The organism is Marinitenerispora sediminis, assembly GCF_003336425.1.
Lineage (GTDB): Bacteria > Actinomycetota > Actinomycetes > Streptosporangiales > Streptosporangiaceae > Marinitenerispora > Marinitenerispora sediminis.
In genome coordinates, this window is sequence record NZ_QEIO01000077.1 from 1 (window position 1) to 26029 (window position 26029).

26 protein-coding genes and 1 tRNA gene are annotated in these 26029 nt (G+C 73.8%); 9 read left to right on the plus strand and 18 right to left on the minus strand.

The annotated features are described in order from the left end of the window. The first annotated feature begins 38 nt into the window (after positions 1 to 38). Positions 39 to 1220: a zinc metallochaperone AztD gene (aztD, locus tag DEF28_RS15615; protein WP_114398069.1), complete on the plus strand. Its 1182-nt coding sequence runs from the start codon at positions 39 to 41 to the stop codon at positions 1218 to 1220. A gap of 438 nt (positions 1221 to 1658) precedes the next feature. On the opposite strand, the gene DEF28_RS15625 is transcribed toward aztD, so the two are convergent. After that, positions 1659 to 1747 (minus strand) — tRNA-Ser (locus DEF28_RS15625). Positions 1748 to 1808: 61 nt separating this feature from the next. Next, complete coding sequence (locus tag DEF28_RS15630; protein ID WP_114398071.1) at positions 1809 to 2327, minus strand: SigE family RNA polymerase sigma factor; 519 nt, start codon at positions 2325 to 2327, stop codon at positions 1809 to 1811. Positions 2328 to 2735: 408 nt separating this feature from the next. On the opposite strand from DEF28_RS15630, the gene DEF28_RS15635 reads away from it, so the two are divergent. Further along, entirely contained in the window at positions 2736 to 3698 is a 963-nt protein-coding gene (locus DEF28_RS15635) for a hypothetical protein (protein ID WP_114398072.1), read from the plus strand. A gap of 3 nt (positions 3699 to 3701) precedes the next feature. After that, positions 3702 to 4586 carry a MauE/DoxX family redox-associated membrane protein gene (locus DEF28_RS15640; protein WP_114398073.1) on the plus strand — a complete coding sequence of 295 codons (885 nt, stop codon included), beginning with the start codon at positions 3702 to 3704 and terminating at the stop codon, positions 4584 to 4586. A gap of 71 nt (positions 4587 to 4657) precedes the next feature. Here the strand turns inward: DEF28_RS15640 and DEF28_RS15645 are convergent, their stop codons facing one another. Both DEF28_RS15645 and DEF28_RS15650 read right to left on the minus strand, forming a co-directional pair. After that, positions 4658 to 4888, minus strand: a complete 231-nt coding sequence (locus DEF28_RS15645) for a hypothetical protein (protein WP_114398074.1) — start codon at positions 4886 to 4888, stop codon at positions 4658 to 4660. 97 nt (positions 4889 to 4985) lie between these two features. Continuing rightward, positions 4986 to 5705 (minus strand): hypothetical protein, encoded by a 720-nt coding sequence (locus DEF28_RS15650; RefSeq protein WP_114398075.1) that lies wholly within the window; start codon positions 5703 to 5705, stop codon positions 4986 to 4988. 113 nt (positions 5706 to 5818) lie between these two features. Here DEF28_RS15650 and hisC point away from each other — a divergent pair, with 113 nt between their 5' ends. Next, on the plus strand, positions 5819 to 6907 hold the full coding sequence (gene hisC / locus DEF28_RS15655; RefSeq protein WP_114398076.1) for a histidinol-phosphate transaminase: 1089 nt from the start codon (positions 5819 to 5821) through the stop codon (positions 6905 to 6907). A gap of 105 nt (positions 6908 to 7012) precedes the next feature. Here hisC and DEF28_RS15660 read toward each other — a convergent pair whose 3' ends face one another. The 12 genes from DEF28_RS15660 to fbaA all read right to left on the minus strand — a co-directional run bounded on the left by DEF28_RS15660 (position 7013) and on the right by fbaA (position 19632). Continuing rightward, the gene (locus tag DEF28_RS15660) at positions 7013 to 8278 is read right to left on the minus strand and encodes a transcriptional regulator (protein ID WP_114398077.1); all 1266 of its coding nucleotides are present in this window, start codon (positions 8276 to 8278) and stop codon (positions 7013 to 7015) included. A 249-nt stretch (positions 8279 to 8527) separates the two neighbouring features. Beyond that, positions 8528 to 9829 carry a UDP-N-acetylglucosamine 1-carboxyvinyltransferase gene (murA, locus tag DEF28_RS15665; RefSeq protein ID WP_114398078.1) on the minus strand — a complete coding sequence of 434 codons (1302 nt, stop codon included), beginning with the start codon at positions 9827 to 9829 and terminating at the stop codon, positions 8528 to 8530. 426 nt (positions 9830 to 10255) lie between these two features. Continuing rightward, positions 10256 to 11164, minus strand: coding sequence for a phosphoribosylaminoimidazolesuccinocarboxamide synthase (locus tag DEF28_RS15670; protein WP_114398079.1), 909 nt, complete (start codon positions 11162 to 11164; stop codon positions 10256 to 10258). A gap of 101 nt (positions 11165 to 11265) precedes the next feature. Continuing rightward, complete coding sequence (gene purB / locus DEF28_RS15675; protein WP_114398080.1) at positions 11266 to 12573, minus strand: adenylosuccinate lyase; 1308 nt, start codon at positions 12571 to 12573, stop codon at positions 11266 to 11268. A gap of 104 nt (positions 12574 to 12677) precedes the next feature. Next, positions 12678 to 13931: a phosphoribosylamine--glycine ligase gene (gene purD / locus DEF28_RS15680; protein ID WP_114398081.1), complete on the minus strand. Its 1254-nt coding sequence runs from the start codon at positions 13929 to 13931 to the stop codon at positions 12678 to 12680. Between the two features lie 70 nt (positions 13932 to 14001). Next, entirely contained in the window at positions 14002 to 15285 is a 1284-nt protein-coding gene (locus tag DEF28_RS15685; protein WP_114398082.1) for an adenylosuccinate synthase, read from the minus strand. Between the two features lie 171 nt (positions 15286 to 15456). Next, entirely contained in the window at positions 15457 to 15873 is a 417-nt protein-coding gene (locus tag DEF28_RS15690; RefSeq protein ID WP_114398083.1) for a DUF3151 domain-containing protein, read from the minus strand. Between the two features lie 76 nt (positions 15874 to 15949). Continuing rightward, positions 15950 to 16429, minus strand: coding sequence for a hypothetical protein (locus DEF28_RS15695; protein ID WP_114398084.1), 480 nt, complete (start codon positions 16427 to 16429; stop codon positions 15950 to 15952). Position 16430: 1 nt separating this feature from the next. Beyond that, a complete protein-coding gene (locus DEF28_RS15700; protein ID WP_114398085.1) occupies positions 16431 to 17195 on the minus strand; it encodes a hypothetical protein in 765 nt (254 codons plus the stop codon). Positions 17196 to 17298: 103 nt separating this feature from the next. Further along, positions 17299 to 17781 (minus strand): hypothetical protein, encoded by a 483-nt coding sequence (locus DEF28_RS15705; RefSeq protein WP_114398086.1) that lies wholly within the window; start codon positions 17779 to 17781, stop codon positions 17299 to 17301. An 85-nt stretch (positions 17782 to 17866) separates the two neighbouring features. Then, the gene (locus tag DEF28_RS15710; protein ID WP_114398087.1) at positions 17867 to 18394 is read right to left on the minus strand and encodes a hypothetical protein; all 528 of its coding nucleotides are present in this window, start codon (positions 18392 to 18394) and stop codon (positions 17867 to 17869) included. Between the two features lie 215 nt (positions 18395 to 18609). Continuing rightward, positions 18610 to 19632, minus strand: coding sequence for a class II fructose-bisphosphate aldolase (gene fbaA / locus DEF28_RS15715; RefSeq protein ID WP_114398088.1), 1023 nt, complete (start codon positions 19630 to 19632; stop codon positions 18610 to 18612). A gap of 293 nt (positions 19633 to 19925) precedes the next feature. On the opposite strand from fbaA, the gene DEF28_RS29145 reads away from it, so the two are divergent. Beyond that, on the plus strand, positions 19926 to 20123 hold the full coding sequence (locus DEF28_RS29145; RefSeq protein WP_374058142.1) for a hypothetical protein: 198 nt from the start codon (positions 19926 to 19928) through the stop codon (positions 20121 to 20123). 192 nt (positions 20124 to 20315) lie between these two features. On the opposite strand, the gene pyrE is transcribed toward DEF28_RS29145, so the two are convergent. After that, positions 20316 to 20849: an orotate phosphoribosyltransferase gene (pyrE, locus tag DEF28_RS15725; protein WP_114398089.1), complete on the minus strand. Its 534-nt coding sequence runs from the start codon at positions 20847 to 20849 to the stop codon at positions 20316 to 20318. A 64-nt stretch (positions 20850 to 20913) separates the two neighbouring features. Between pyrE and cutA the strand changes: the two genes are divergently transcribed. The 3 genes from cutA to DEF28_RS15740 all read left to right on the plus strand — a co-directional run bounded on the left by cutA (position 20914) and on the right by DEF28_RS15740 (position 22707). Then, positions 20914 to 21258: a divalent-cation tolerance protein CutA gene (cutA, locus tag DEF28_RS15730; protein WP_114398090.1), complete on the plus strand. Its 345-nt coding sequence runs from the start codon at positions 20914 to 20916 to the stop codon at positions 21256 to 21258. After that, the gene (locus DEF28_RS15735; RefSeq protein ID WP_114398091.1) at positions 21255 to 21869 is read left to right on the plus strand and encodes a hypothetical protein; all 615 of its coding nucleotides are present in this window, start codon (positions 21255 to 21257) and stop codon (positions 21867 to 21869) included. Before cutA ends, DEF28_RS15735 begins: the two co-directional genes overlap by 4 nt. A 190-nt stretch (positions 21870 to 22059) precedes the next feature. Then, positions 22060 to 22707 (plus strand): PepSY domain-containing protein, encoded by a 648-nt coding sequence (locus DEF28_RS15740; protein ID WP_158562846.1) that lies wholly within the window; start codon positions 22060 to 22062, stop codon positions 22705 to 22707. Between the two features lie 1370 nt (positions 22708 to 24077). Here the strand turns inward: DEF28_RS15740 and DEF28_RS15745 are convergent. After that, on the minus strand, positions 24078 to 24839 hold the full coding sequence (locus tag DEF28_RS15745) for a hypothetical protein (protein WP_233515325.1): 762 nt from the start codon (positions 24837 to 24839) through the stop codon (positions 24078 to 24080). A 321-nt stretch (positions 24840 to 25160) separates the two neighbouring features. On the opposite strand from DEF28_RS15745, the gene DEF28_RS15750 reads away from it, so the two are divergent. Next, positions 25161 to 26029 (plus strand): sigma-70 family RNA polymerase sigma factor (locus tag DEF28_RS15750; protein WP_233515326.1); only part of this gene is annotated, 869 nt, incomplete at its 3' end.

Sequence of the window (26029 nt, forward strand, 5' to 3'; positions counted from 1 at the left end):
CTCCCACACCCCATCCCCTCCGAGAACGGAAGAGAACCATGAGACACCACCCCCACCGGTCCCGCCGCAAGCGCGGCTGGGCGGCGCTGTCCGCCCTCGCGGCACTGTCCCTGACCGCCACGGCCTGCGGGGAGGCGGGCGGCGAGGGCGGCGCGGCGGACGCCTCCGCCACCGAGGTCGCCAACCCCCTCGTCGCGACCTATGACGGAGGCATCTACGTCATCGACGGCGAGACGCTCGACGTCGTCGAGGACATCCCGCTGGAGGGCTTCAACCGGCTCAACCCGGCGGGCGACGGGCGGCACGTGCTCGTCTCGACGTCGACGGGCTTCCGCGTCCTGGACGCCACTGGTGCCCGGCTCACCGACGACGAGTTCCCGGCGCCCGAGCCCGGCCACGCGGTACGCCACGCCGGCCGGACCGTGCTGTTCTCCGACGGAACCGGCGAGGTCACCGTCTTCGATCCCGCCGACCTCGGCGACGGACTCCCCGAGACGGAGTCCCACACCACCGAACACCCCCACCACGGTGTCGCCCTGGTCCTGGAGAACGGCGAGATGGTGGTGACCCTCGGCGACGAGGAGAGCCGCCCCGGCATCCAGGTCCTCGACGCCGAGCGGAAGGAGATCGCCCGCAACGAGGAGTGCCCGGGGGTCCACGGCGAGGCGACCGCCATGGACGAGGCCGTGGTCGTCGGCTGCGAGGACGGCGTGCTGCTCTACACCGGCGGCGAGATCACCAAGGTCGACAGCCCGGACGAGTACGGCCGCATCGGCAACCAGGCCGGCCACGAGGAATCCCCCTACGTGCTGGGCGACTACAAGACCGACCCCGACGCCGAGCTGGAGCGCCCGGAACGGGTCACCGTCGTGGACACCGAGAACGGTGCCCTGGAACTCGTCGACCTGGGGACCAGCTACAGCTTCCGCTCCCTGGGCCGCGGCCCCGACGGCGAGGGCCTCGTCCTGGGCACCGACGGGGCGCTGCACGTCATCGACATGGAGTCCGCCGAGGTCACCGACTCCTTCCCGGTCATCGGTGAGTGGACCGAGCCCCTGGAATGGCAGGATGCCCGGCCCACGCTCTTCGTGCGCGGTGGCACCGCCTACGTGACGGACCCGGGCGAGCGGCGGCTGTACGCGGTCGACATCGCGTCCGGCGAGGTCCAGGGGGAGACCGAGCTGCCGGCGGCGTCGAACGAGATCACCGGCGTCTCCTGACCGGCGCCGCTCCGCACCCTGAGCACCCCCGAACACCGAGCCCCGGCCGCCGGCCGGGGCTCGGTCGTGCACGGCACCAGGGGACCGCGACTCCACATCGTGATGCCCCCGGTCGGCGGGGACCGCATCTGGCAGCCCAGGTCCGAAGCGCGGGGACGGCGGTGCGACCGGATGCCCGCTCTCATGCCCCCCATGTGCCCACCGGCCCCTGAAACGCCCGGCCACGCGCGGTACAGCTCCGCCGCCGACGTCTACACTTCGGTGATCCCGGAGGCTGCCGCCGCGGCTGCCGAGGCGCCCGCGGCGATCATCCCCAGGCCGGCGCGGGGGAGCGTGGCGTGACGCGTCCTCGACCGTTTGGCCGCACCTTGGCCTCACACGACCATCGCCAGCAAACGAAAGAGGCCCGACGCTGTGCGTCGGACCCCTTCCCACCTGCGGAGGATCGGGGATTTGAACCCCGGAAGGGCGTGAACCCTAACCGCATTAGCAGTGCGGCGCCATAGACCGGACTAGGCGAATCCTCCTGGCTGTGCCAAGCGTACCGAGGGCGTGAGGTGGGCGCAAAACGAATGTCCGGGGGGCGGGTCAGGAGGTGGCGCGTTCGATGGCGAGGTCGGCGTCGCGGCGGAGTTTGGCGACGGCTCGGGAGACGGTGCTCTTCACGGTGCCGATGCTGACGCCGAGGCGGGCGGCGATCTCGGCCTCGGAGAGGTCCTCGTAGTAGCGGAGCATCACGGTGATCCGCTGGCGGGCCGGGAGGCGGTTGACGGCGCGGCCGACGGCGTCGGCGAGGTCGGTCTGCCATGTCGGGTCGTCGACGCGCTGCTCGGGGATGTCGTCGGTCGGGTAGACGGTCATGTGGCGGCGGCGCCACTCCGAGATCTGGGTGTTGACCATGGCGCGCCGGACGTAGCCGTCGCGGGCGCGGGGGCTGCTGATGCGGTCCCAGGCGAAGAACGTCTTGACGAGGGCGGCCTGCAGGAGGTCCTCGGCGTCGGCGTGGTTGCTGGTCAGGCCCTGGGCCATCCGCAGCAGCGCGGGTCCGCGGCCCCGGACGTACGTGGAGAACTCCTCGTACCTGGTTTGCCGCGTTGTTCCACTCACACGACCACCGACCCGATCCGGTACACGCGTCGGCGCCCCTCGCCCTGGCACGTGCTCTGACTCACGACCTCACGTTCCTCACTGTCGCATGAGCGCGGCAATCGGTGGCTCTGTGCGATGTCATATTCCGACAAATCGGACCATTATTCGCATGTGTGTGCATGTATGGGCGAACTTCGCAAAGCGCTGCTCGGGTCACCATGCGCCACGATGCCGGGGCAAGACCGCTCTCCGGTGATCGACGAGGTCTTGGGCAGAAGGTGACGCCCGCGTGGTCATCTTCACCTGGAGTGGCGGGTGAGAATGGTGCACGTTCCTGTCCGTCACGGCCCGGGGGCCTGCCTCCTGCCGGAGTGCGTGGAGCGGGCGGACCCACACCAGACCCCATGGCGGAGCTGAGGAGCGCGAATGGCGGTAGACGTACAGGCACGCCGGCGGCTGACCGCCGCCCTGCTGGGGCGGGAGGCGCCGCCGGAGCCGGACGCTGCCGCCGATCCTGTCGAGCGGGTGACGCGCGGAGTGCTCCTGGACATCGGCCCGCACATGCTGAGCATGGCGACCCCGAAGGGCGAGGAGCGGTTCGTCTTCGCCGACAGCACCACCTTCTGGCACGGGCGCGAGGTGTGCCACACCGACCTGCGGCCCGGCCAGGACGTCGTCGTGCGGAGCCACCCGGCCAACCGCTGGGTGGTGGAGCGCCTGTGGGCGGACCTCGCCCGGGTCACCGGGGTGATCGCGGAGCGGACCGAGGACACGCTGGTGGTCGACACCGGCCACGACCGGCCGCGCGTCACCGCGACCGTGCCCTACCGCGCCTCGGGCCGCATGGGGGTGCGCCATCCGCGGCTGGAGCCCGGCTACCTGTTCGACGCCGTCGGCATCTGGCGGGACGGCGAGGTGCAGGCGCTGATCCCGGTCACCTCCCAGCCCGACTACCCGGTCTCGCGGATCCCGGCCCGGCCGCCGGTCGAGCGCTACCGGGAGACGGTGTCCGGGACCGCTACCTGGTACGACCCCGCGCTCGGGAAGAACACCCACGTCAATCCCCTGGCGACCGCGGTCGGCGCCGCCTACCCGGCCCTGGACGGGGAGCTCGACTGCGGGCCGGACTGCGACCGACACACCACGTGCGCGGCGCTCCCGCTGCTCTCGATCGGCGCGCGCCTGCGGCTGCGCAACGACTGCACCGGCCGGTCCGCCGTGGTCCCGGTGACCGCCTGCGCCTCGGCCACCAGCCGGTTCTGCGACCGGTGCCGCGCGTGCGCCTCCGAGGGCCGGGGACGGATCGCGCAACTGACCCTCCTGAGCTTCATCGGCCTGGGCGGCAGCCCCGAGGCCGGCTGCTTCAACGCGACTCTGACGGTGGGCTGAAACGTGATCGACGTCATCCGCGAGACCCAACTCCCCGTTCTGGCGGTCCTGCTGCTCCTGGCCGCGGTCGGCAAGACCGCCGTCCGCCCGTCCGGCGCCGAGGGGCCGATGAGCCTGCTTCCGGCACGGGTGCGGCGGCCGGCGGCACTCGCCACCGCCGGCGTCGAGGCGGCGTTCGCCGTCCTGCTGGTGGCGGCCGCCGGGCCGCTGGGCGACGCGGCGCGTGCCGGGACCGCCGCGCTCTTCGGCGTGGCCGTCCTGGCGCTGCTCCGGCTGCGCCGGCGCGACCCCGAGCAGGGGTGCGGCTGCTTCGGCGGGCTCAGCAGCACGCCCGTGGGGTGGCGGACCATCGCGCGGGCGGGGCTGCTCGCCGCCGCCGCGGCCGCCGCGCTCGGGCTGCCGGTGTCCGGCCTCGCGGTCGCCACCGGCTTCACCGCGACGCACGCCGCCGTGCTCGCCGTGGAACTGGCGGTGCTCGGCGTGCTGTCGCCGGAGCTCGTGGAGATCCCGCGGCGCGTGCGGCACCGGGTGCCGTGCGAGCTGCGGGAGGTGCCGCTGAGCCGGACGCTGCGTCGGCTGTACGCGAGCGACGTCTGGCACATGAACGCCGAGGTGGTGACCACCGCCGAACCCGTGGACGTCTGGCGGCAGGAGTGCCTGCGGTTCGTGCGGTTCGGCGGGCGGCGGCAGGACCGCGCGGTGGACGTGGTGTTCGCGGTGCCGATGGACGGCCGGCCGCCGGTCGTACGCGCGCTGATCGTCGACGTCGAGACGGGCGTCCCGGTGGCGAGCTTCGGTGCGGTGGCCGACCCGCCGCGCCCGAGGCGTGCCCCCGAGGGCGAGACGGCCGACTCCGGCCGCCGACCGGCCCCGTACGAGGTGGTGTGAGGTGGTGCGTCCGCGGTGCGCCGGCGTCGTCGCCCGACCGGCGCACCGCGGACGCGGGGAGTGCCCGGCGGTCAGGAACCGGGCATGGAGGCGAGGGTGTCGTACTCGATGAGCCGCTCCAGCGCGTCCTCCAGTGAGCGGTAGAACGCCGCGGAGGAGCTCGCCCCCCAGTCGACGCCGCGCAGGACGCGGCGGTCGTCGAGGCACGACGCGGGCGGCGGGACGAGAGGGGAGCGGGGAGCCTGTCCGACCCTGCCGGATCGCGCTGCCGGACGACCCGTTGCGGGCGCTGCCGTGGTCATGCTCCCCGTCTCCCTTCTCTCTCGAACATGTGTTCGATTTCGGAATGCTACGCCATCCCGGCCCGGCGCGCCAGTGAACCCGGGGACCGGGGCGCCATCAGGACAGCACCTTCCGCTCCCGTTCCAGGGCTTCCTCGGTGAACCCGACCAGGGTCTCCTCGCTCCGCTGCGACCGGTCGGCCGGGGCCAGCACCGACGTGCTGCCGAGGTAGTCGCCGTTGCGGTACAGCAGGGTGTGCAGCCGGAGGGTGTCGCCGCCCATCCGGGTCTCGACCACGGCCGCCCGGCTCTCGTCGGCGAGGGTGGCGAGCTCCAGTGGTCGCACGGTGAAGGCGCTGGTCTGCCCGTCCTCAGTGGTGGCGGTGTACTCGGAGCACTCCTCCGGAAGCTCGATGTCCATGGCCCGCTCCGCCACGCCGTCGGGGAGGTCGAGCAGGAGGTGCGAGATGGTGCCGTGCTCGTCGCCGAACACCGCGAACGACGCCGGCGCGTCGCGGACCTCGCCGAGTCGGGCCCAGCGGTTCACCGAGTCCAGGCAGTCGGGCCGGTCCGACTCCGTCGCCTCGCGGAGCTGCTCGGTCGCGCGCACCGTGCCCAGGCGCGCGTAGCTGCCCGACTCGCTCTGGTCCGCGATCAGCTTCGCGGACCCGTACTGCACCATCTGGGCCTGGTGCAGCATCCCGGCGGCCTCGGCGTTGGGATCCGCCTCCTCCGGGGCCGCGGCACCGCCCCCCGCGCAGCCGGACAGGGCGGTCAGGGCGGTGACGGCTGTGAGTGCCGCCGCCGCCGCTTTCCGAAGTCGCGGGGGGTGCGCCATGGTGCTCGTTCCTGTTCTGTGCGATATTGCGGCTGGGGAGCCCGCCGCGGGCGGCCTGCGTGTGCGGTCGCGCAACGTGACGGCGCTCTCGCTCAGAGTATCGAGGAAGGACAATGGTGTCGGAGCGGAATTCGCCGTATTTCCGAGCTGTGCTCGGATCGATCCCGCCGTACCGGCCGGGTCGGGCCGTCGTGGGGCCGGACGGGCGGTCGGTCAAGCTCTCCTCCAACGAGTCCCCCTACGGACCGCTGCCCTCGGTGCTGGCGGCGGTCGCCGCCGCGGCCACCGAGCTGAACCGCTACCCCGACGCCGGTGCCACCGACCTGATCGCGGCCCTCGCCCGGCGGTTCGCGGTCCCGGAGGAGCACGTGGCTGTCGGCGCGGGCTCGGTGGGGCTGCTCCAGCAGCTGCTGGAGGCGGTCGGTGAGCCGGGGGCGGAGGTCTGCTACGCCTGGCGGTCGTTCGAGGCCTACCCGCTGCTGGCCGAGCTGGCCGGCGTCACCTCGGTCCGGGTTCCGCTGCGCGACGAGACGCACGACCTCGACGCGCTCGCCGCGGCCGTCACCGGCCGCACGCGCATGGTGCTGGTGTGCAATCCGAACAACCCGACGGGTACCGCCGTGCGCGAGGCCGAGCTCGTGGAGTTCCTGGACCGCGTGCCCGAGCACGTCCTCGTGGTGCTGGACGAGGCGTACCGCGAGTACGTCCGCGATCCCGGCGTGCCGGACGGTCTCACGCTGTACCGGGACCGTCCCAACGTCGCGGTGCTGCGGACCTTCTCCAAGGCCTACGGGCTGGCGGCGCTGCGCGTCGGCTTCCTCGTCGGGCATCCGCACGTCACCGAGGCCGTGCGCAAGACCCTGGTGCCCTTCGCGGTCAACCACGTCGCGCAGGCCGCCGCGGTGGCCTCCCTCGCGGCCGAGGACGAGCTCCTGGAGCGGGTGGCCGCCACCGTGAAGGAACGCGACCGCGTGCGCGACGCGCTCCTCGCCGACGGCTGGACGGTGCCGCCCACCGAGGCCAACTTCGTCTGGCTGCGGCTGGGTGCGGAGACCGTGGAGTTCGCCGCCGCGTGCGAGGCAGCCGGGGTCGCCGTGCGGCCGTTCCCGGGCGAGGGCGCGCGGGTGAGCATCGGCGCCCCCGAGGAGAACGACGCCTTCCTCGCTGTCGCGTCGGCCCACCCCACCCGCGGACCGCGGTGACGGCGGGTCCGGACGCCGGGCCGGCGGGCGCGGTGCTCCGCCGCCGACTCCGGCCCCGATGACGCCTGCCCGGGCCCGCCGCGGCGGGCCCGGGCAGGCGGACGGCTACTTGCCGGCCTTGTCCTTGTCCAGCTTCTCCACGATGAGCCGGTACAGCTGCCGCGGCCGCCCGGGCTGCAGGGTCCGGTTCGGCGGGAGCGGCCATGCCAGCCCCTCCTCGACCAGGGTCCGCAGCAGCCGCCGCGCGGTGCGGGGCGTGACGCCCAGCATGCGGCCGGCGCCCTCGGCGTCGACCACCAGCGGCGCTTCCTCCTCGGCGATCTTCTCCGAGAGGCGGAGCAGCGTCTCGCGTCCCTTGGTCCGCAGCGGCTCGCCGGCCTGGCGCTGTGGCGCCCGCTGGGCGGGGACGAGGGAGCGGCCCTCGCGGTCCACGGCGAAGCTCTGCCGGGTGGCCTGCGCGCGGCTGAGGGCCGCGCGGGCGTGCGTCTCCGCGTCCTGGGTGGTGCGGCCCATGCCGATGCCGACCTCGATGGCGATGCCGAGCTCGGTCTTGATCCGCTCGACGAACGGCGGCTGGCGGAAGCCCTCCGTGGCGGCCACCAGCGAGCCGCGGGTGGCGGTGACCATGAACGTGTGGTCGTCCACCGGATGCGCGGTGGCGTTGATCCGGTGCGCCTCCTGGAGCAGCATCCGGTGCAGTGCGAGCCGCAGCTCGTCCCGCCAGTACCGCGGGGTGGACCGCCGCGTGGAGTCGCGCAGCGTGGGGACGTCCACGATGACCACGCCCAGCTGCGCCTCCTCCAGCCGGTGGTGCGCCCCGAGCAGGCCCGCGGTCTGCAGTGCGCTGCGCACGCCGGCGTTGGTCGGGCGGAGCCGGAGCGTGGGCACGCCGACCGCCTCCAGCCGTTCGGCGACCCCGCGCACGCAGGTGATGGCCATCTTGGTGGCCTTGCGCCGCCACAGGCTCTCGTGGAATGAGGTGAGCTGCGCCGTGCTGGCGAGCTCCTCGTGCACGTGGATGCCGTCGACGGGCAGGTCCACCTCCGAGTACGCCTCCACGACGTCGGTCCGGCTCAGCACGTCCAGGCTGGCCCGGGTCGGGTCGTACCTCTCGTCCAGGGTGGCCCGCAGCAGGGCCTCGTGCAGGCTGGCCCCGCCGAGCGGGACGTAGGTGGCGGGCATCGTCAGAACGCCGGCCTTACGGGCGAACTCGTAGGGGACCGGGCTCGCGAACAGGTAGGCGTCGATCGCGGATCCCAGGCGCAGAACCTTGTCGGTCGCCTCTTGCTCGTCTCGATAGGCGGCGGCGATGAGTCTGGCGTTGAGCGGCCCCGTGGACCCCGGGCCCATGAGCATGACGCGTTCGACCACCTCATGCGGCCCGATGACACCAATTGTCAAATCGCCAGTACGCTGCGCACTCACCTCGGGCTGCTCCCCGCTACCATTCCACGCTCTTCACTATGTGCGCCCACTGGTTCCCGACCTGATTTCTGTCACGGCATGATTGCCGAGATCGTACCCATTGTGCGCGCCCAATGAAGATCGTTTGACATAGAACGTCAAAGGGCCGGGCGGGAGCCTCGGCCCCCGCCCCGGCGTGAACTGGGACCTTGGCGGTTACGCGCCCTCTTCGCGCGTGACGTCGGCGCCCAATGCGGCCAGTCTGGTCGCAAACTGAGAGTGACCGCGGTCGACGAGGTACCCTGGTGCGACGCATGTCTCGCCTTCGGCCACCAGGCCGGCGAGCACCAGCGCGGCACCGGTGCGCAGGTCGTGCGCCACCACGTCGGTGCCCCGCAGCGTGGTCGTGCCGTGCACGATCGCCCGGGTGCCGTCCACCTCGATCTTGGCACCCATCTTGTTGAGCTCGTCGGCGAGCGCGAACCGGCCGTCGTAGATGGCCTCGTGGATGTAGCTCTCGCCGTCGGCGAGCGTGGCCAGCGCCATCAGCGGCGACTGCAGGTCCGTCGCGAAGCCGGGGTAGGGGGACGTGACGGCGTTGATCGGCCGCAGGGCGGTGGCCGGGTCGCGGTGGACGTGCAGGACGGCACCCTGCTGGGCGAACTCCACGCCCATCTGCTCCAGCTTCCAGCGCGCCACCCCGAGGTGCGCGAGGTTGGCGCCGACCAGGCTGACCTCGCCACCGGTGGCCGCCGCCATCATCGCGAACACGCCGGCGTCGATGCGGTCCGACATGATCGTGTGCTCGACCGCGGTGAGCTCCTCGACACCCTCCACCGTGATGAAGCCGGTGCCGCCGCCCGTGATCCGGGCGCCCATCCGGGTGAGGAACTCGATGACGTCGATGACCTCCGGCTCCAGCGCCGCGTGCTCGATCACGGTGGTGCCGCGGGCCAGCACGGCCGCCATGATGAGGTTCTCGGTGCCGGTGTGCGAGGGGGTGTCCAGGTAGAGGTGCCCGCCCCGCAGGTCGCGGGAGGTGACCTGGATGTGGTTGCGCTCGTCGTCCTCGGTGACCTCGGCGCCGAGGCGGGCGAATCCGCGGTAGTGGAAGTCCAGGTTGCGGCTGCCGAGGTTGCAGCCGCCGACGCCCTCGATCCGGGCCTGGCCCATGCGGTGCATGAGCGCCGGGACGAACAGCACCGACCCGCGGAACCGGGCGGCGATGCGCGCGGGGAGGACCGCGCGCTCCGGGTCGCCGAGCCGTGAGGCGTCGATCACGATCGTGCGCTCCGCCTCGTGGAACTCCACCTTGGCACCGATGTGCTCGGCGAGCTCCAGCGCGCGGCGCACGTCCTCGATGATCGGCACGTTGCGCAGGACGGTGCGTCCCTTGGCAGCGAGCAGGGCGGCGCCGATCATCGGCAGGACGGCGTTCTTCGCACCCTGGATGAACGCGGTCCCGTTGAGGGGACGGCCGCCACGGACGCGGTAACGAACCTCCTGGCCCATGCTCATTAGCTCCTTTGTGAGGCAGTTATCGGTCGAACTCGTCGAAATCGTCTGCTCTCAGACGCGGTTCCTCCGCGGAGCGTTCCGACGAGGCGGGCTCGAACGGCAGCCATCTGGCGACGACTCTATAGCAACGCACTCCGTACGCCCGTTGATCCTGCGGCGATTCACCTGATATCGCGGAAATCGCGCTATAGCACCAGGTCAGCGCCACTTCTGTGTCCCGTGGCGCCGCGCGTCGACGGCCCCGCCGCCGGTGCGCGCACACGCGGGGCGGCGTGCGCGGGGGAAGACGCGCGGCCGAGGACCGGGGAGGACCGCGGGCCGCGCGGCCTGGTGCGCCGTGAGCCCCGCCCACACTGTAGGCGCTGCCGCCGCCGACCGACACCCCGCCGCCCGGGCCCCGGGCCGGCGCCCGGGCCCCGAGGGCGCTCACCCCAGGTCGGGGCTGCCTCCGGTGAGCCGTTCGAACGCCTCGACGTACTTGTCCCGCGTGCGCGCCACCACCTCGTCGGGCAGCGGCGGCGGCGGGACCTCGGCGGCACGGTCCCAGCCCGAGGCCGGCGAGGTCAGCCAGTCGCGGATGTACTGCTTGTCGAACGACGGCTGCGCGTGCCCCGGCTCCCAGGACTCGGCCGGCCAGAACCGGGAGGAGTCCGGGGTGAACACCTCGTCGGCCAGCACCAGCCGGCCCCCAGGGTCGCGTCCGAACTCGAACTTCGTGTCGGCGAGCAGGATGCCGCGCTCCTCCGCGACCGCGCGGCCGCGCTCGTACACCGCGAGGGTGCGCTCCCGCAGCTCGGCGGCCAGCGCTTCACCGTGCCGCGCGGCCACGGTCGCGTAGGAGACGTTCTCGTCGTGCTCGCCCACCTCGGCCTTGGTGGCCGGCGTGAAGATCGGCTGCTCCAGCCGCGACCCGTCCACCAGGCCCCCGGGCAGCGGCACACCGCACACCTCGCCGGTGGCGCGGTACTCCGCCAGGCCCGAGCCGGTGAGGTACCCGCGGGCCACGCACTCCACCGGCACCATGTCCAGCCTGCGGCAGACGAGGGTCCGTCCGGCCCAGTCGGCGGGCGCGCCGGGGGGCGGGGTGTCGGAGACGACGTGGTTGTCGGTGAGGTCGGCGAGCCGCTCGAACCACCACAGCGAGAGCCGGGTGAGCAGCCGGCCCTTGTCCGGGATCTCGGTGGGCAGCACCCAGTCGAACGCGGAGACCCGGTCGCTGGCCACCATGACGAGGCGGCCGTCGGCCGTCGCGTACAGGTCGCGGACCTTGCCGGTGTGCAGATGGGTGAGGCCCGGGACCTCGACGGGGACGGGTTTTTCGACGAAACCGCTCATGGTGCGCTCTTCGGGTTCGGTGGGCGGGGACGATGTGCGGGCGGCGGGCGGCGGGCGCCCGGGACGGCGGGCCGGTCCGGTGCCGTCCCGGGCGCCCCGGGTCAGCTGAGGCCCTTCAGCCGGTCGAACACGCCGCCGAGCCGCCGCACGAAGCGCTCGGGCCGGCAGACCTCGTCCAGCCGGGCCTCGTCGAGCCGCACCCCGCGGACACCGGCCTCCGCGCGCAGCGTCTCCCGGAAGGGCGTGCCGCTCTCCCATGTGCGCATGGCGGCCGTCTGCACCAGCGCGTAGACGTCCTCCCGCGACAGTCCGGTCTCGATCAGCTCCGACACCACGGTGGAGGAGTAGATCAGACCGTGCGTGGAGTCGAGGTTGGCCCGCATACGGTCGGCGTCCACGACGAGGCCGCGCACGAGCCGGGTGGTGAGGTGCAGCAGGTAGTCGGTCGCGATGGCGGCGTCCGGCAGCGCGACCCGCTCGGTCGAGGAGTGCGAGATATCCCGCTCGTGCCACAGCGGGATGCCCTCCATGACCGGGACGATCTGGGCGCGCACGATGCGCGCCATGCCGCAGATGCGCTCCGACATGATCGGGTTCTTCTTGTGCGGCATGGCACTGGAGCCCTTCTGGCCCTTGCCGAAGGGCTCCCAGAGCTCCCGCACCTCGGTGCGCTGGCCGTGCCGCACCTCCAGGGCGACGGCCTCGCACACGGTCGCGATGACGGCGAGCGCGCTCACCCACTCGGAGATGCCGTCGCGGATGACCACCTGGGTCGAGACGTCGGCCGGGCGAAGGCCGAGCTTCTCGGCCACGTGGCGCTCGACCTCCGGGTCGATGTTGGAGTACGTGCCCACCGGGCCCGAGATCGCCATGACCCCCACGGCCTCGCGGGCCCGCCGCAGCCGGTCGCGGGAGCGCGCCATGGCGAACGCGAAGTCGGCCACCCGGTGGCCCCACACGTCCGGCTCGCCGTGGATGCCGTGCGTGCGGCCCACCCGCAGCGTGCTCCGGTGCTCCAGGGCGTGGTCGCGCAGCACGGCCACGAGCTCGTCGGCCTTGGCCAGCAGGATGTCGGTCGCCTCGACCAACTGCGCCGCGAGCGCGGTGTCGAGGAGGTCGGAGGAGGTCATGCCGAAGTGCACCCACGCGGCGGCGCTGCGCGGTTCGGTGTTGTCGGCCCAGGCGGTGAGGAACGCGATGACGTCGTGCTGGGTGACGGCCTCGATCTCGGCCACCCGCTCCGGCGTCGGCGGCGGCGCCTGGCGCACCGGCTCGACCGCGTCGGCCGGCACGGTGCCCGCCGCGGCGTGCGCCTCCAGCACCAGGGTCTCGACCCGGCACCACAGCTCGTACTTGTGGGCGTCGCTGAAGACGCGCCCGATCTCCGGAAGGGTGTAGCGCTCGATCACCCGTCCATTTTGGCAGGTGCCGGGCGTGGCCGGTCAGGCGGTGACGGGTTCGCCGCCCGCGGGGCCGCGCCCGGCACCGATCGGCGCCGGGCGCGGCACGGGGCTCACCGTGCCCGGCGTGCCGCCGACAGCGCGATGTCAGTGCGGAAGTGGGCGCCGCGCAGTCCGATGTGCGACAGCGCCGTGTAGGCCCGGTCCCGCGCCGTGCCCAGGTCCGGGCCGGTACCGACGACGTTGAGGACCCGGCCGCTGGCGGTGACCAGCCGGCCCTCGGAGTCGCGGGCGGTCCCCGCGTGCAGCACGTAGGCGCCCTCGACCGCGTTGGCGGTGTCCACGCCCGAGATGACGTCGCCCTTGGCGGGTGTGCCCGGGTAGTTCTCGGCCGCGACGACGACGGTCACCGCCGCCCCGGGGTGCCACTCCAGCGAGGTGACACCGGCGAGCCCGCCGGTGTCGGTGGCCTGCAGCAGCCCGCCGAGCGGAGTGGCCAGCCGGTCCAGCACGACCTGGGTCTCCGGGTCGCCGAACCGGGCGTTGAACTCCACCACCCGCGGCCCCTTGGCGGTCAGCGCCAGGCCGACGTAGAGCAGCCCCTGGTAGGGGGTGCCGCGCCGCGCCATCTCGGCGATGGTCGGCTGCACCACCGTCCGCATGACCTCGTCGACGAGCCCGGGCGGCGCCCACGGCAGCGGAGTGTAGGCGCCCATGCCCCCAGTGTTGGGGCCCGCGTCGCCGTCGCGGGCGCGCTTGAAGTCCTGGGCCGGAAGCAGCGGGACCGCGTTCGCGCCGTCGCTGAGCACGAACAGCGACACCTCGGGGCCTTCGAGGTACTCCTCGATGACGACCCGGCCGCACTCGGCCGCGTGCCGCTCGGCGGCCGCCAGGTCCTCGGTGACGACCACGCCCTTGCCGGCGGCCAGGCCGTCGTCCTTGACCACGTAGGGCGGGCCGAAGACCCGCAGGGCCTCGGCCGCCTCCGCCGCGGTCTCGCAGACGTAGGCGCCGGCCGTCGGCACGCCGGCCGCCGCCATGACCTCCTTGGCGAACGCCTTGGAGCCCTCCAGCCGGGCGGCGGCGCGGTCCGGACCGAAGACCGGGATGCCGCGCGCCCGCAGCGCGTCGGCCACTCCGGCGACCAGCGGCGCCTCGGGGCCGATCGCCACCAGTTCGGCACCCAGCCGCGAGGCGAGGCCCACCACGGCCGCGCCGTCGGTGATGTCGAGGACGTGGTTCGCCGCCAGCTCCGCCGTGCCGGGGTTGCCGGGGGCGCAGTGCAGGTCGGTCACGCCGGAATCGTGGGACAGCGCTCGGACGAGCGCGTGCTCGCGGCCTCCGCCGCCGAGAACGAGGGCTTTCACAGCAGGGACCCTAGTGGTTGTGGGATGTCGGTCGCGACGACGGGAGACCGCCCGCCGGGGCGGCCCCGGGTCACACCAGGGAGCGGAGCTCCAAGGTCTGCTCGCGGCCGGGGCCGACGCCGATGGCGGAGAACGGGGCGCCCGACATCTCCTCCAGGGCGCGCACGTAGGCCTGGGCGTTCTTGGGCAGCTCCTCGAAGGACCGCGCCCGCGACAGGTCCTCGGCCCAGCCGTCCAGGTACTCGTACACCGGGGTGGCGTGGTGGAACTCGGTCTGGGTCATGGGGAACTCGTCGTGCCGCACACCGTCGATGTCGTAGGCCACGCACACCGGCACCCGCTCCAGCCCCGACAGCACGTCGAGCTTGGTGAGGAAGAAGTCGGTGATGCCGTTGACGCGGGTGGCGTAGCGGGCGATGACGGCGTCGAACCAGCCGCACCGCCGGTTGCGTCCGGTGGTGACACCGTACTCGTGGCCCTTCTGGCGCAGCCACTCGCCGGACTCGTCGTGCAGCTCGGTCGGGAACGGACCGGAGCCGACGCGGGTGGTGTAGGCCTTGAGGATGCCGATGACCTTGGTGATGCGGGTCGGGCCGATGCCCGCGCCCACGGCGGCGCCGCCGGCGGTGGGGTTGGAGGAGGTGACGAACGGATAGGTGCCGTGGTCGACGTCGAGCAGGGTGGCCTGCGAGCCCTCCAGGTAGACCGTCCGGCCCTCGTCGAGCGCGCGGTTGAGGATCAGCCCGGTGTCGGCGACGTAGGGCCGCAGCAGCTCGCCGTAGCCGACGTACTCCTCCAGGATCTGCTCCAGCTCCAGGCCGCGGCGGTTGTACACCTTGGTGAGGATCTGGTTCTTGTCGTTGAGCGCGAGCTCCAGCTTCTTGCGCAGGATCTTGGCGTCGAACATGTCCTGCACCCGGATGCCCACGCGGGAGATCTTGTCGGCGTAGGTGGGGCCGATGCCCCGGCCGGTGGTGCCGATCCGCGCCTTGCCGAGGAACCGCTCGCTGACCTTGTCCAGCGCGCGGTGGTAGGGCATGATCAGGTGCGCGTTCGCCGAGATCAGCAGCCGCTCGCAGGTCACGCCGCGCTGCTGGAGGCCGCGGATCTCCTCGAAGAGCACCGCCGGGTCGACGACGACCCCGTTGCCGATGACCGGCACGACGTCGGGGGAGAGCACGCCGACCGGCAGCGAGTGCAGCGCGTACTTCTCCTCGCCGATGACCACGGTGTGCCCGGCGTTGTTGCCGCCCTGGAACCGTACGACGTAGTCGACGCGGTCGCCGACGAGGTCGGCGGCCTTGCCCTTGCCCTCGTCTCCCCACTGGGCGCCAATGATCGTGATGGCCGGCATCCGCGTCTACCTCTTCCTTACGTGCGAGGACCGTGGGCACAGTCGTGACGGCTGGCGTGACGAAGCCCCTGGCGCAAGAAGCGACAGGGGCTCTTGCGTATTGAGGGTACATGACCGGCCCTGGCCGGTTAAGGCACCTCGACGCCGGTCACCTGCCCGTACCCCCGGCCGTCAGCCCGACAACTCCTCGGCGGCGGTCGCGCTGCTGTCGCGCAGGAAGGTCGTGCAGCGCTCGTGCTCCTCGGTCTCGCCGATCGCGCCGGCCGCGGTGGCGAGCAGGTGCAGGCAGCGCAGGAAACCGCGGTTGGGCTCGTGCTCCCACGGGACGGGGCCGTGTCCCTTCCAGCCGGCGCGCCGCAGCTGGTCGAGGCCGCGGTGGTACCCGGTGCGGGCGTAGGCGTAGGCGGCCACCGCGTCGCCGGAGTCGAGCGCGCGCCGGGCGAGCGCCGCCCACGCGTCGGAGTGGGTGGGGAAGCGGGCGGCGGCCTCGGCGGGGTCGGCCGCCGCGGCGAGGGCCTCCCGCGCCTCCGGGAAGTCGGGCAGCCGGGTGGCGGGCGGCTCGCCGAGCAGGTTCTGATGCAGGTCCATGCCGTCCATCCTGCCAGCGCCGCGCCGCCGCGCCGCACGCGGCGCCGGTCGGCGGGGCGCCGGCGGGACCGGGCCGTCAGGCCGCGCCGGAGAAGGACCCCGCGGCCACGCCGACGGCCCCGGCCACGGCGACGGCCAGCAGGACGACCTCGGCCCGTCGGGCCCTCCGGCGGGCACGGTCCAGGGCCTCGCGCTCCCGGGCGGTGCGGTCCTCGGTCTCGGCCTCGCTGGCGGCGGCCTCCGCGGCGGCCCGCTCCATCTCCGCGTGGATCTCGGTGATCCGCGCGCGGACGGCGGACACGTCCTGCGCCGGCTCGCGCGCCGGGTCGTCGCCGGCGAGTGACTCGATCAGCCGCTCCTTCTCGGCGAGGAGCTCCCTCTGGCGGCGGAGTGCGGCCGCTGCCGCGGCGAGTCGCTCGCCCCGGGCCCGCGCGCCCAGGAGTCCGCCCGGCACGTCCAGGGCGTCCCAGGACAGGCGCGTGGCCGCGGACACGGCGATCACCGCCGCCGCGACCAGGAAGGCGGTCTCGAACAGGTAGTGCAGGATCGTCGCCATGTCAGCGCCTCCCGCGTCCGCCGGAGCGGGACTTCGACCGCGCGGCGGTCGTCGTCTCGGCGCCGCTCCGCGTCCCGGAGGCGCCGTGGCGCCTGGACCAGCCGGATCCGCGCGCCTTCAGCGGGTGGAGCCGGTGGGGGTGGTCGGCGATCTCGGTGAACCGCCGCACGACGTCGCGCTCGCCCGTCGTCTTCTCCATGAACTCGATCATCTCCTCCAGGGTCCGGGGGAGGGAGTCGAGGTTGCGCATCACCCTCTCCAGCGGAACCTCCGGCGGGACCTCCAGTGGCTCGATCCGCTCGCGCTCGTCCATGCCGCGCACCATTTCGATGCCCTGGCGGAACCGCTCGGCGTCGTCGGCGGTAAAACCGGGCTGGAGCCTGAAGCCGATCTCGGTGCCCGGCGTCATGATCTCCTCGTAGCTCTGGGTGAGCACCCCGTGCTCGCGGAGCGCCTCGACGTCCCCTCTGATCTCCCGCCGCGTCTCCTGGATGACCTGCAGGTGGCGGGCGTGCTTCTCCGTCCCCCCGACGATGCGCTTGCGCTCGGCGCGCTCCAGTTGCGCGTAGTCGCCGGGCGCGACCGCCTCCAGCAGCCCCTCCTGGTAGAGGCTCTGCACCGTCTCCAGGCGCGTGGCCCGTTCCTCGGCGACGTGGTCCTTGGTCTTGCCGTGCTTGATGAGGGCCTGCCGGACGGACAGCCAGCCGCCCACCGTGAGCGGCGCGGCCACGATCAGCCACGCCAGGAAGCCCATCACGCCGGCCACCCCCGGTCCTGCCCGTGCTCGGCGCGGATGCCCGGCGGCACCGGGCGGGACGCGTCCGGACTCCGCCTGCCGCTCTCCCCGTCTCGGTCGGTCTCCACGGCGCTCACACCCCCACCGCGATTAGCAGCACCGCCAGCAGCACGAGGAGCGCGGACCCGACCGCGATCCGCCGTGCGTCGCCCGACGCGCCCGGTGCGGCGGGCGAGTCGGGACCGGGCGGCGCACCCGCGGCGCCCATGTTCTGCTCCACGACGCCGTCGAGCCGCCGCAGCTCGCTCCGGGCGGCGGCCAGGGACTCGGCGGCATCCCCGGCCTCCTCGGCCGCCGAGGCGGCCGCCGCGGTGCGGTGCCGCGCGGCGGCGAGGAACAGGGTGTCCAGGGTGGTGTTCTTGGCGGCGAGCGCGCTCTGGGCGCGTGCCGACCGCTCCTCCTCCGCGTGGAGGCGGCGCAGCGCGTCCATGAGGGCGCGGTGGCCCTCGGGATGGGACCGGTAGGTCCCCGTCCTCGTCCACCCGCGGTAGAGGACGAGCCGGACCGCTCCCGCGGCGAGGATCGCGAGAGCCGAGACCGTGGCGATGGTGCTCATGGTGACAACCGTTCAGAGGCGCGCGCAGGCGCGTGGTCGGGATCGGAGGGCCGCGGGGCGGGCGGCCGGGTGGAACCGGGCGGGATCACCGGCTCCGGCGGGACGCGGACCCGCCGCGCCGTCGCCGCTGTTCCGACGCCGGGGTGTCGCGCCCCGCGTCGACGGCCGCGCGCGCGGCCGTCGCCCTGTCGCGGACGCTCTGGAGGATCCGGGGGAGCAGCCGCGGGTCCTGCCGCCGCTCATTGGCGGCGCGGGCCTGCTGGAGGAGCGCGGATCCGCCGGTGAGCAGCCGGGCGTTCTGGATGGCGTGGCTGCGCTCGCCGAGGGCGTCGGCGTGCATCTGGACCATGTCCGCGTACTTGCCCGCCTCCGCGCGGGCGTTCCGGTACGGCTGGGCTCGCTGCTTCAGGTTCTCCAGCGCGTTGGTCTGGTGGGCGACGAGTTCCTCTTCACGCTGGTTCTGCCGCTCCCAGAGCGCCGTACTGATCGAGACGCGCCGGTACGTGTACGTCGCGATGGAGCCGATGACGACCGACGTCGGCACGATGAGCGGCAGGTTGGCCTGGAAGGCGCTGAGGAGCGGTTGTAAGAACTCAAGCAGAGTCGGGATCATTGGACGTTTTCTCGTGCTTTCCGGAGCATGACGCTGAACCGCAGGTGAATCTACGGTATCGAGCCGCGTACGTGATCATGCCGTCCGTCACTTTATGCGGCTATACCGACGGGTTGAGTAGGGAAAACCGTCGCTCCGATGCGCCGGTGTCCTGGTGCCTCCGGGCTGGCAGGGAAGGCGGCCGCCCCGTCCGGCGGGGCGGCCGCCGCCGCTGACTAGCGCATCTTGTTGCCGGCGGACTTCAGCTGCTGGGCGGCCTCCGCCACCCGCGCGGCCATGCCGGCCTCGGCGGCCTTGCCGTAGGAGCGCGGGTCGTAGACCTTCTTGTTGCCCACGTCACCGTCGATCTTGAGCACGCCGTCGTAGTTCTTCAGGACGTGGTCGGCGATCGGGCGGGTGAACGCGTACTGGGTGTCGGTGTCGATGTTCATCTTCACGACGCCGTACTCGATGGCGGCGTGGATCTCCTCCAGGGTGGAGCCGGAACCGCCGTGGAAGACCAGGTCGAACGGCTTCTCCTTGCCGTACTTGGCGCCGACCGCGTCCTGGATGTCCTTGAGCACCTCCGGGCGCAGCTTCACGTGGCCCGGCTTGTACACGCCGTGCACGTTGCCGAAGGTCAGCGCGGCGATGTAGTAGCCCTTCTCGCCGAGCCCGAGGACCTCGGCCGTGCGCAGGCCGTCGCCCGGCGTCGTGTAGAGCTTCTCGTTGATCTCGCCGACGATGCCGTCCTCCTCGCCGCCGACGACCCCGACCTCGATCTCCAGGACGGTCCGGGCGGCCTTGGACGCGGCGAGCAGCTCCTCGGCGATCTGGAGGTTCTCCTCCAGCTCGACCGCCGAGCCGTCCCACATGTGCGACTGGAACAGCGGCTCCTTGCCGGCCGCCACGCGCTCCTTGGAGATCTCCAGCAGCGGGCGGACGAAGCTGCCCAGCTTGTTCTTCGGGCAGTGGTCCGTGTGCAGGGCGATGTTCACGGGGTACTTGTCAGCCACGATGCGGGCGTACTCGGCGAACGCCACCGAGCCGGTGACCATGTCCTTCACCGTCGCGCCGGACAGGAACTCCGCGCCGCCGGTGGAGATCTGCACGATGCCGTCGCTCTCGGCCTCCGCGAAGCCGCGCAGGGCAGCGTGCAGCGTCTGGCTGGAGGTCACGTTGATGGCCGGGTAGGCGAAGCCCTGCGACTTCGCGCGGCCCAGCATCTCCGCGTAGACCTCTGGGGTGGCGATAGGCATGGTTATGACTCCCTGGTTCGGCCTGGAGTGTTCACTGGTCGGCCTCGTCGGTGCCGCGAGGCCAAGTCTGTCACTGGATCACCCATGGGGTTACCCGGGCCAGTATCGCGAACACCGGTGATTCGCGAAAGGTCTAGACCAAAACCGCGGATCCGGCCGGTCGCGGCCGGAGCCGCGGGCGGTGGACGAAGTGTGCGTGATCGACCCCGTTATGTAATTGATGTGACCAGAAGACGAGTTCGACCCCATTCGGCCATCGATAATCTGGGTCGGGTCGCGCTACATTCTGCTGCGTGGGACGACATCGCAATGATCCGCGGGGCGTTGGTCAGGCACTGGCCATCGTCGGCGCGGTCGTTCTGTTGGTCGCGTTGGTGCTGCTGGGCGGGTACTTCTTCTACCGCTCACTGCCCGGCACGAGCGACAGCGCCGTGCCCACCGAGACGGGATCGGCCGCCGATCCGAGCGGCTGGACGGCCGCGGCCGGGTGACACCGGCGTGCACGGCGCCAGAGCGGCCAGGGCCGCCCGGCGCCGCGGTCGTGTGCGCGCGGTGACCGTACCGCCTGCGCCCCGCCGTCCCACCGCCGTGTCCAGCGGGGCGCCGTCAGCCTGGTGAGCGCCGTCCGCGGCCCGGGGGGGGCTGGCCGGACCGCCGCGGGGCGGGCGTCCGGCCGCGCGGGATCACACCGCCAGGTCGGAGAGTTCGTAGGCCGCGCGGTACTCCAGACCGGCGTCGGCCACCGCCGCGCGGGCGCCCCGGTCGACGATGACGGCCACCGCCACCACCTCCGCGCCCGCCTCGCGCAGTGCCTCGACCGCGCTCAGTACCGATCCGCCGGTCGTGGAGGTGTCCTCCACCGCGAGCACCCGGCGGCCCGCTACGTCCGGCCCCTCGATCCGGCGCTGCAGGCCGTGCGCCTTGCCGGCCTTGCGCACCACGAACGCGTCCAGCCGGCGCCCTTCGGCGTGCGCCGCGTGCAGCATCGCGGTGGCGACCGGGTCGGCACCCAGGGTCAGCCCCCCGACAGCGTCGAAGTCGAGGTCCGCGGTCGCGGCCAGCAGTACCCGGCCCACCAGCGGCGCGCTCTCGCCGTCCAGCGTCACCCGGCGCAGATCCACGTAGTAGTCGGCCTCCCGTCCCGACGAGAGGGTCACCCGGCCGTGCACCACGGCCTTATCGTTGATGTGCCGAAGAAGGTCCTCGCGATCGCTCATGATCCATGAGCCTAGAACGCGCCGGGACCCGCCCATCACCCGCCCGAGCTGCGAAGGGGAACCCATGGCGGAACAGCCGGCGAGCGGCCGATGCCTGCGGGTCGAGACGACCACCGACGGACCCGCGGAGGCGGAGCGCGTCGCGCGGTCGGTGATCGAGGCCCGGCTGGTGGCCTGCGCCCAGGTCGGCGGGCCCGTCACCAGCTGCTACCGCTGGGACGGAGAGGTGCGCTTCGACAAAGAGTGGACGGTGGTCATGAAGACCGCCGCCGACCGGCTGGACGCCCTGACGGCGCACCTGGTCGAGACGCACGGGTACGACGTGCCCGAGATCGTCGCCGTGCCGATCGAGGGCGGCAACCCCGACTACCTGCGCTGGGTGCTCGACGAGACGCGGCCGGAGGCGTGATCGCGAGCGGCGTCGTGCTGCTGCACAGCCCGCTCGCCGACGCACGGGTGTGGGGTGCGCTGCCGGAGCGCCTGGCGGCGCGCGCGGGCCGGCCGACCACGGTCGTGGTGCCGGCGGTCGAGGACGACGACCGGCCGCCCTACGCGGCGCGCTACGTCGCGCGCGCCGCGCTGGAGATCACCCGGGCCGACCCAGCCGCCCCGGTACTGCTGGTGGCCGCGGGGTCGGCCGGCCCGCTGCTGCCGGCGATCGGCGCGGCGCAGCGGGCCGCGCACCGCCGGGTCGCCGGCTACCTGCTGGCGGACGCGCTGCTGCCGCAGCCCGGCCGGGTGAGCCGGGCGGACCTCGCCGCCGCCCAGACCCCCGAGCACGCCCCCGCGGCGCCGGACGCGACCGGCGCGGCCACCCGGCCCCCGGAGTTCTTCACCGAGCCGCTGCCCACCGCCGCCGACTGGCCCGACGCGCCGTGCGGCTACCTGCTCACCGATCCCCGCTACGCCCGCTGCGCCCGGCTGGCCGAACTGCGGGGCTGGCCCGTCGTGACCGCGGAGCGCGACGGCGGGCCCGACGCGGCGGCCGCGGCGATGCTGGAGCTGGCCGCGCTCATGTAGCGGGCGTCCGTGCCCGGCGGTCACGGCCGCGGGGGTCGGAAGGCGGGGCGCCGCCGGGCGCCGGCCCGGGGAAATCCGGCCGGCCGCGCCGGTTTAGGGGGCTCTTAACGCCGCGGCAGCGCGCCGCTAGAGGCGGACGGGCGAGTCTGGGTTCCGTCACTCGGTAATGGGACACGAGGAGAGGACCGACATGACCCCCACCCGTTTCGGTAGGACGCCGCTGCTGATCGCCGGCGGAGCCGCACTGGGCGCGGTCGCCCTCGGGGCGGCCGGGCTCGCCTTCGCCGTCGTCGGTGACGCGGGCGTCGCCGGCAACGCCCCCTCCCAGATATCACTGGCCTCCGACGACAGCGGGTCGGCGGCCGCCGACCCCGCCGCCGACAGCGGGGAGCGGGGCGGCGGCGGTTCCGGCGGCAGCACCATCGACCTGCTGGCGGCGGCCGAGCTCGCCGCCGCCGAGGTGCCGGACGGCATCGCGCACGACATCGAGTTCGACGACGGCGTCTGGGAGGTCGACGTCGTCTCCGTCGCCGACGAGCGCGACCACGAGTTCCACGTCAACCCGGAGAGCGGCGAGGTCACCCTGGCCGACGAGGGCCGCGCCGACGCTGAGGACCTCGCGGTGGCCGACGTCGAGATCGACCTCGCCGCCGCGGTGGGCGCGGCCGAGGAGGAGATCGGCGGCCCCCTGCACGAGCTGCAGTTCGAGGCCGCCGAGCGCGACGACGATGATGACGACCCCGAGGACGCCGTGCACCACTGGCAGGCGGAGGGCCAGAACGACCGCGAGGTCGCGTTCGACGCCGCCAACGGCGACGTCCTCGCCACCGACGACTGACCGACCGGCCGCCTCCGGCCGCCACCGGGCCCGCCGCGCCGGCGGGCCCGGTTCCGTGCGCCGGGGCCCGGTGTCCCGGCCGCGCGGCGCCACCCGCGCCCGCCGCCCCGGCGCGGCCGGTGGGGCCGGTGGGGCCGGTGGGGCCGAGACTCGGCGAGGGCCGCTTCCGGGACTCTACGGGCCAGCGGGCGGGTGCGGATCGCGGCCGGGGAGGCCGGGGAGTAGGTCTTGTCGCCAGGGAGGCCGTCGGCGCGGGTCCTCGCACGCCCGGTGGTCCGGGATGCGGGTCCACCGGCCGGCAGGGCATGGCCGCGTGCGTGCGTCCAGCCGGGCGCGGCGGACACGAGGTCGCCGGTATGCGGGCCGCCGTGCACGGGAGCGTGCCCCGGGACCGGTGGGTCGCGGAACGGACCCCGCTGGCGGCGGGCCGGGCGTTCACCGCCTCGCCACCGGGTGCCATCCGGGCGTCCGGCCGGTCCGCCCCGCCGGGCACGGAAGGCCGCGGCGGGTGGTGGGGGCGCCGAAGGGCGGTCGGCTGGAGCGGATCCCGCCTGACCGCGTACGGCTTCTGGGCGGATGGTGTCCGGAAGCCGCGGTCGGCGTCCGGGGCGCTGCCGGTCGGCCCGCTGAACTCCTGGGGCCGGAGCGCCGTCGGTCCCGGGGCGCCGTGCGCGGGCCGGGCGGCGCGCTCGCAGGGCCGGCGCCGGCCCCCGGCCCGGTTCCGCCGTGGAGACGGCCGCGGAAGAGCCGGGGCGGGCGCCCGAGCATCTCGGCGGAGGGTCGAGCGCGGCCCGGCATCCGGCTCCGCGGCCGCAGGACCGCCGGACCGGTCACGGTCACCGCCGCGGTGCCGGGAGACATGGCTCGACGTCCGTCATGCCGGAGAGAGGTGGGGCGCGCCCCTACCGCCGCTTTGGCGGCCGGTCCGCCCCGCGCCCGGCGGAACAGGCGCACTTGGGTGAGGCGGGCGCGCGGTTCGCACGTCGGAGCGCGCGGCCGGGGACGGGCCCCGGTTCGCCCGATGACGCGGTGCCCTCGGGATGGCGTGCGGCTCGTCCGCCGGGCGCCGCGGGCCGTTGCACGTGCCGACGGCTGCGGAGCCCGCGGCTCGGGACGCAACGCGGGCGCGGATCGCGCCGGTTGTGCCGCGGCACCGCTCCGGGCGGGCGCAGGGGAGGCAGGCCCGCCCTCGTGCCGGCGGGACGGCGGCCCGGGGGCGCCCGCCTCTCCTGCGGGCGCCCCCGGATGGGCCGTCCGGGTCGCGGTCGCCCTCTCCGCGGCCGCGATCCGGACGGCCGGGCCGCCGGCGCCCGGTCCCGCCCCCTCAAACGGGACCGGGCGCCGGCGGCGGTGACGCGGGCCGGCTGCCGTCAGTCGCCGGACGGCGGACGGCCCACGTCGGTCAGGAAGTCCAGTGCCTCCGCGTAGCTCGGCGGCAGGGCGGTGCTCCACACGGCCGCCGCGTGCTCTCGGCGCAGGCGGTCCCGCAGCGTGCCCGCGCGGATGGGGAGGTCGGGGGTGAGCCGCGCCACGATGCCGATCCGCTCCCGGGTCAGCAGTGCGAGCGACTCGCCCCGGGTGAAGTAGCGGCGCAGGTCGTGTCCGAGGACGATCATCCGGGCCGCTCGCCGCCACGGGTCGACCGCCGGGTCCAGCGCGACGACGAGGAGCCGGTGGGTGCGCGGCACCGGCCGGTCCGGAGTGGCCGCCTGGTACAGCTCGCCGAGCCGGGTGCGCAGGTAGGCGGCCGTGGCCAGCCCCGTGAGCGGATCACGGCAGTCCTTCGGCGCGGTCTCCGCGCTCGCCCACCCCTCGGCCAGCGCCTTGACGAGTTCCATCGGCGGCGCCGGCCAGTCCAGCACGTCGCAGAGCGCGGCGAGGTCGTCGAGCGCGGCGGCGACCGGCACCCCCGCTCGCGCCCGCGCGCGGCCCAGCCGGCCGCAGACGCCGTCCAGCCGGTCGCCCGTCACGGCGGCGCGGCACACGGCGTCCACCGCCGGCGTCCACCACTCGTCGCGCGGCTGCCAGCCGGTGGCTCTGCTGTGCCTCGACCACCGCGCGCGCAGCCGCACGTCGGCGTCGATCCCGCCCGCGCCCGCCACCTCCGGGTGCTCGATCCCGGATCCCCCCATGGCCCGCTCCTGTCGTTGCCGGTCACTGTGCGGCCCGACGGACCCGCCCCCGGGGCCGTCCGGCCTTCGTCACCGGGGAACACGGTCTTCGGCGGCGGTTATGACGCGGAATCGCAGAAATTTTTCCGCGGACGTACTTTCATGGGATCCGGCAGGCCGTCCCCCGGTGAACCACGACGTGGCGGCCCCCGGTGTGCGGCGGCCCTGCGGACCGGTCACGGAGGGGCCGGCGCGCGCCGCGGGCCGGCGCGGCGGGCAAGGACGTTCCATGGCTGGGGGCGGGCGATGACGGGCGCGCGGTACGACTACGCTGAGCTACTGATGGGTGACGATGAGCTGATCGACGCTGTCCGGGCGGGCGACACCGGCGCCTTCGCGACCCTCTACACCCGGCACGACGACGCGGCGCGGCGGTTGGCGCGCCAGCTCGTCCGGGCCGACGCCGAGGTCGACGACGTCGTCTCGGAGACCTTCGCGCGGGTTCTCGGCATCCTGCAGCGGGGCGGCGGTCCGCGTGACGGCTTCCGGCCCTACCTGCTGAGCACGGTGCGCAACGTCGTCTACGACCGGTACCGGGGCGAGCGCCGCCAGGTCGTCACCGACGACATCGAGAGCCTCGACCACGGCGAGCCGTTCGTCGACCCCGCGGTGGAGGGGCTGGAGCGGTCGCTGATCGCCCAGGCGTTCCTGTCGCTGCCCGAACGCTGGCAGTCCGTGCTGTGGCACACCGAGATCGAGGGCGCCAAACCCGCGGAGGTGGCGCCGCTGCTCGGTATCAGCGCCAACAGCGTGGCGGCGCTCGCCTACCGGGCCCGCGAGGGGCTGCGGCAGGCCTACCTCCAGATGCACCTCGCCGGCGGCGCCTCCGAGTCCTGCCGCCCGGCCCTGGACCGGCTCGGCGCCTACGTCCGCGACGGCCTGGCGAAGCGGGATACGGCGGTCGTGGACCGGCACCTCGACGGCTGTGCCGACTGCCGGGCCGTCTACGCCGAGTTGATGGACGTCAACCTCGGGTTGCGCGGTGTCATCGCGCCGCTCCTCGCCGGCCCGGGCGCGGCCGGGTACCTCGCGTCGCTGTCCGCGGCGCCGTTCGCGAGCCCGTGGTCCCGGCTGCCCCGGCGGCAGCGGCAGGCGGCCGCGGCGGGGGCGGCGGTGGCGGCCACCGCCGCCGCGGCGGCGGTGGCCGCCAC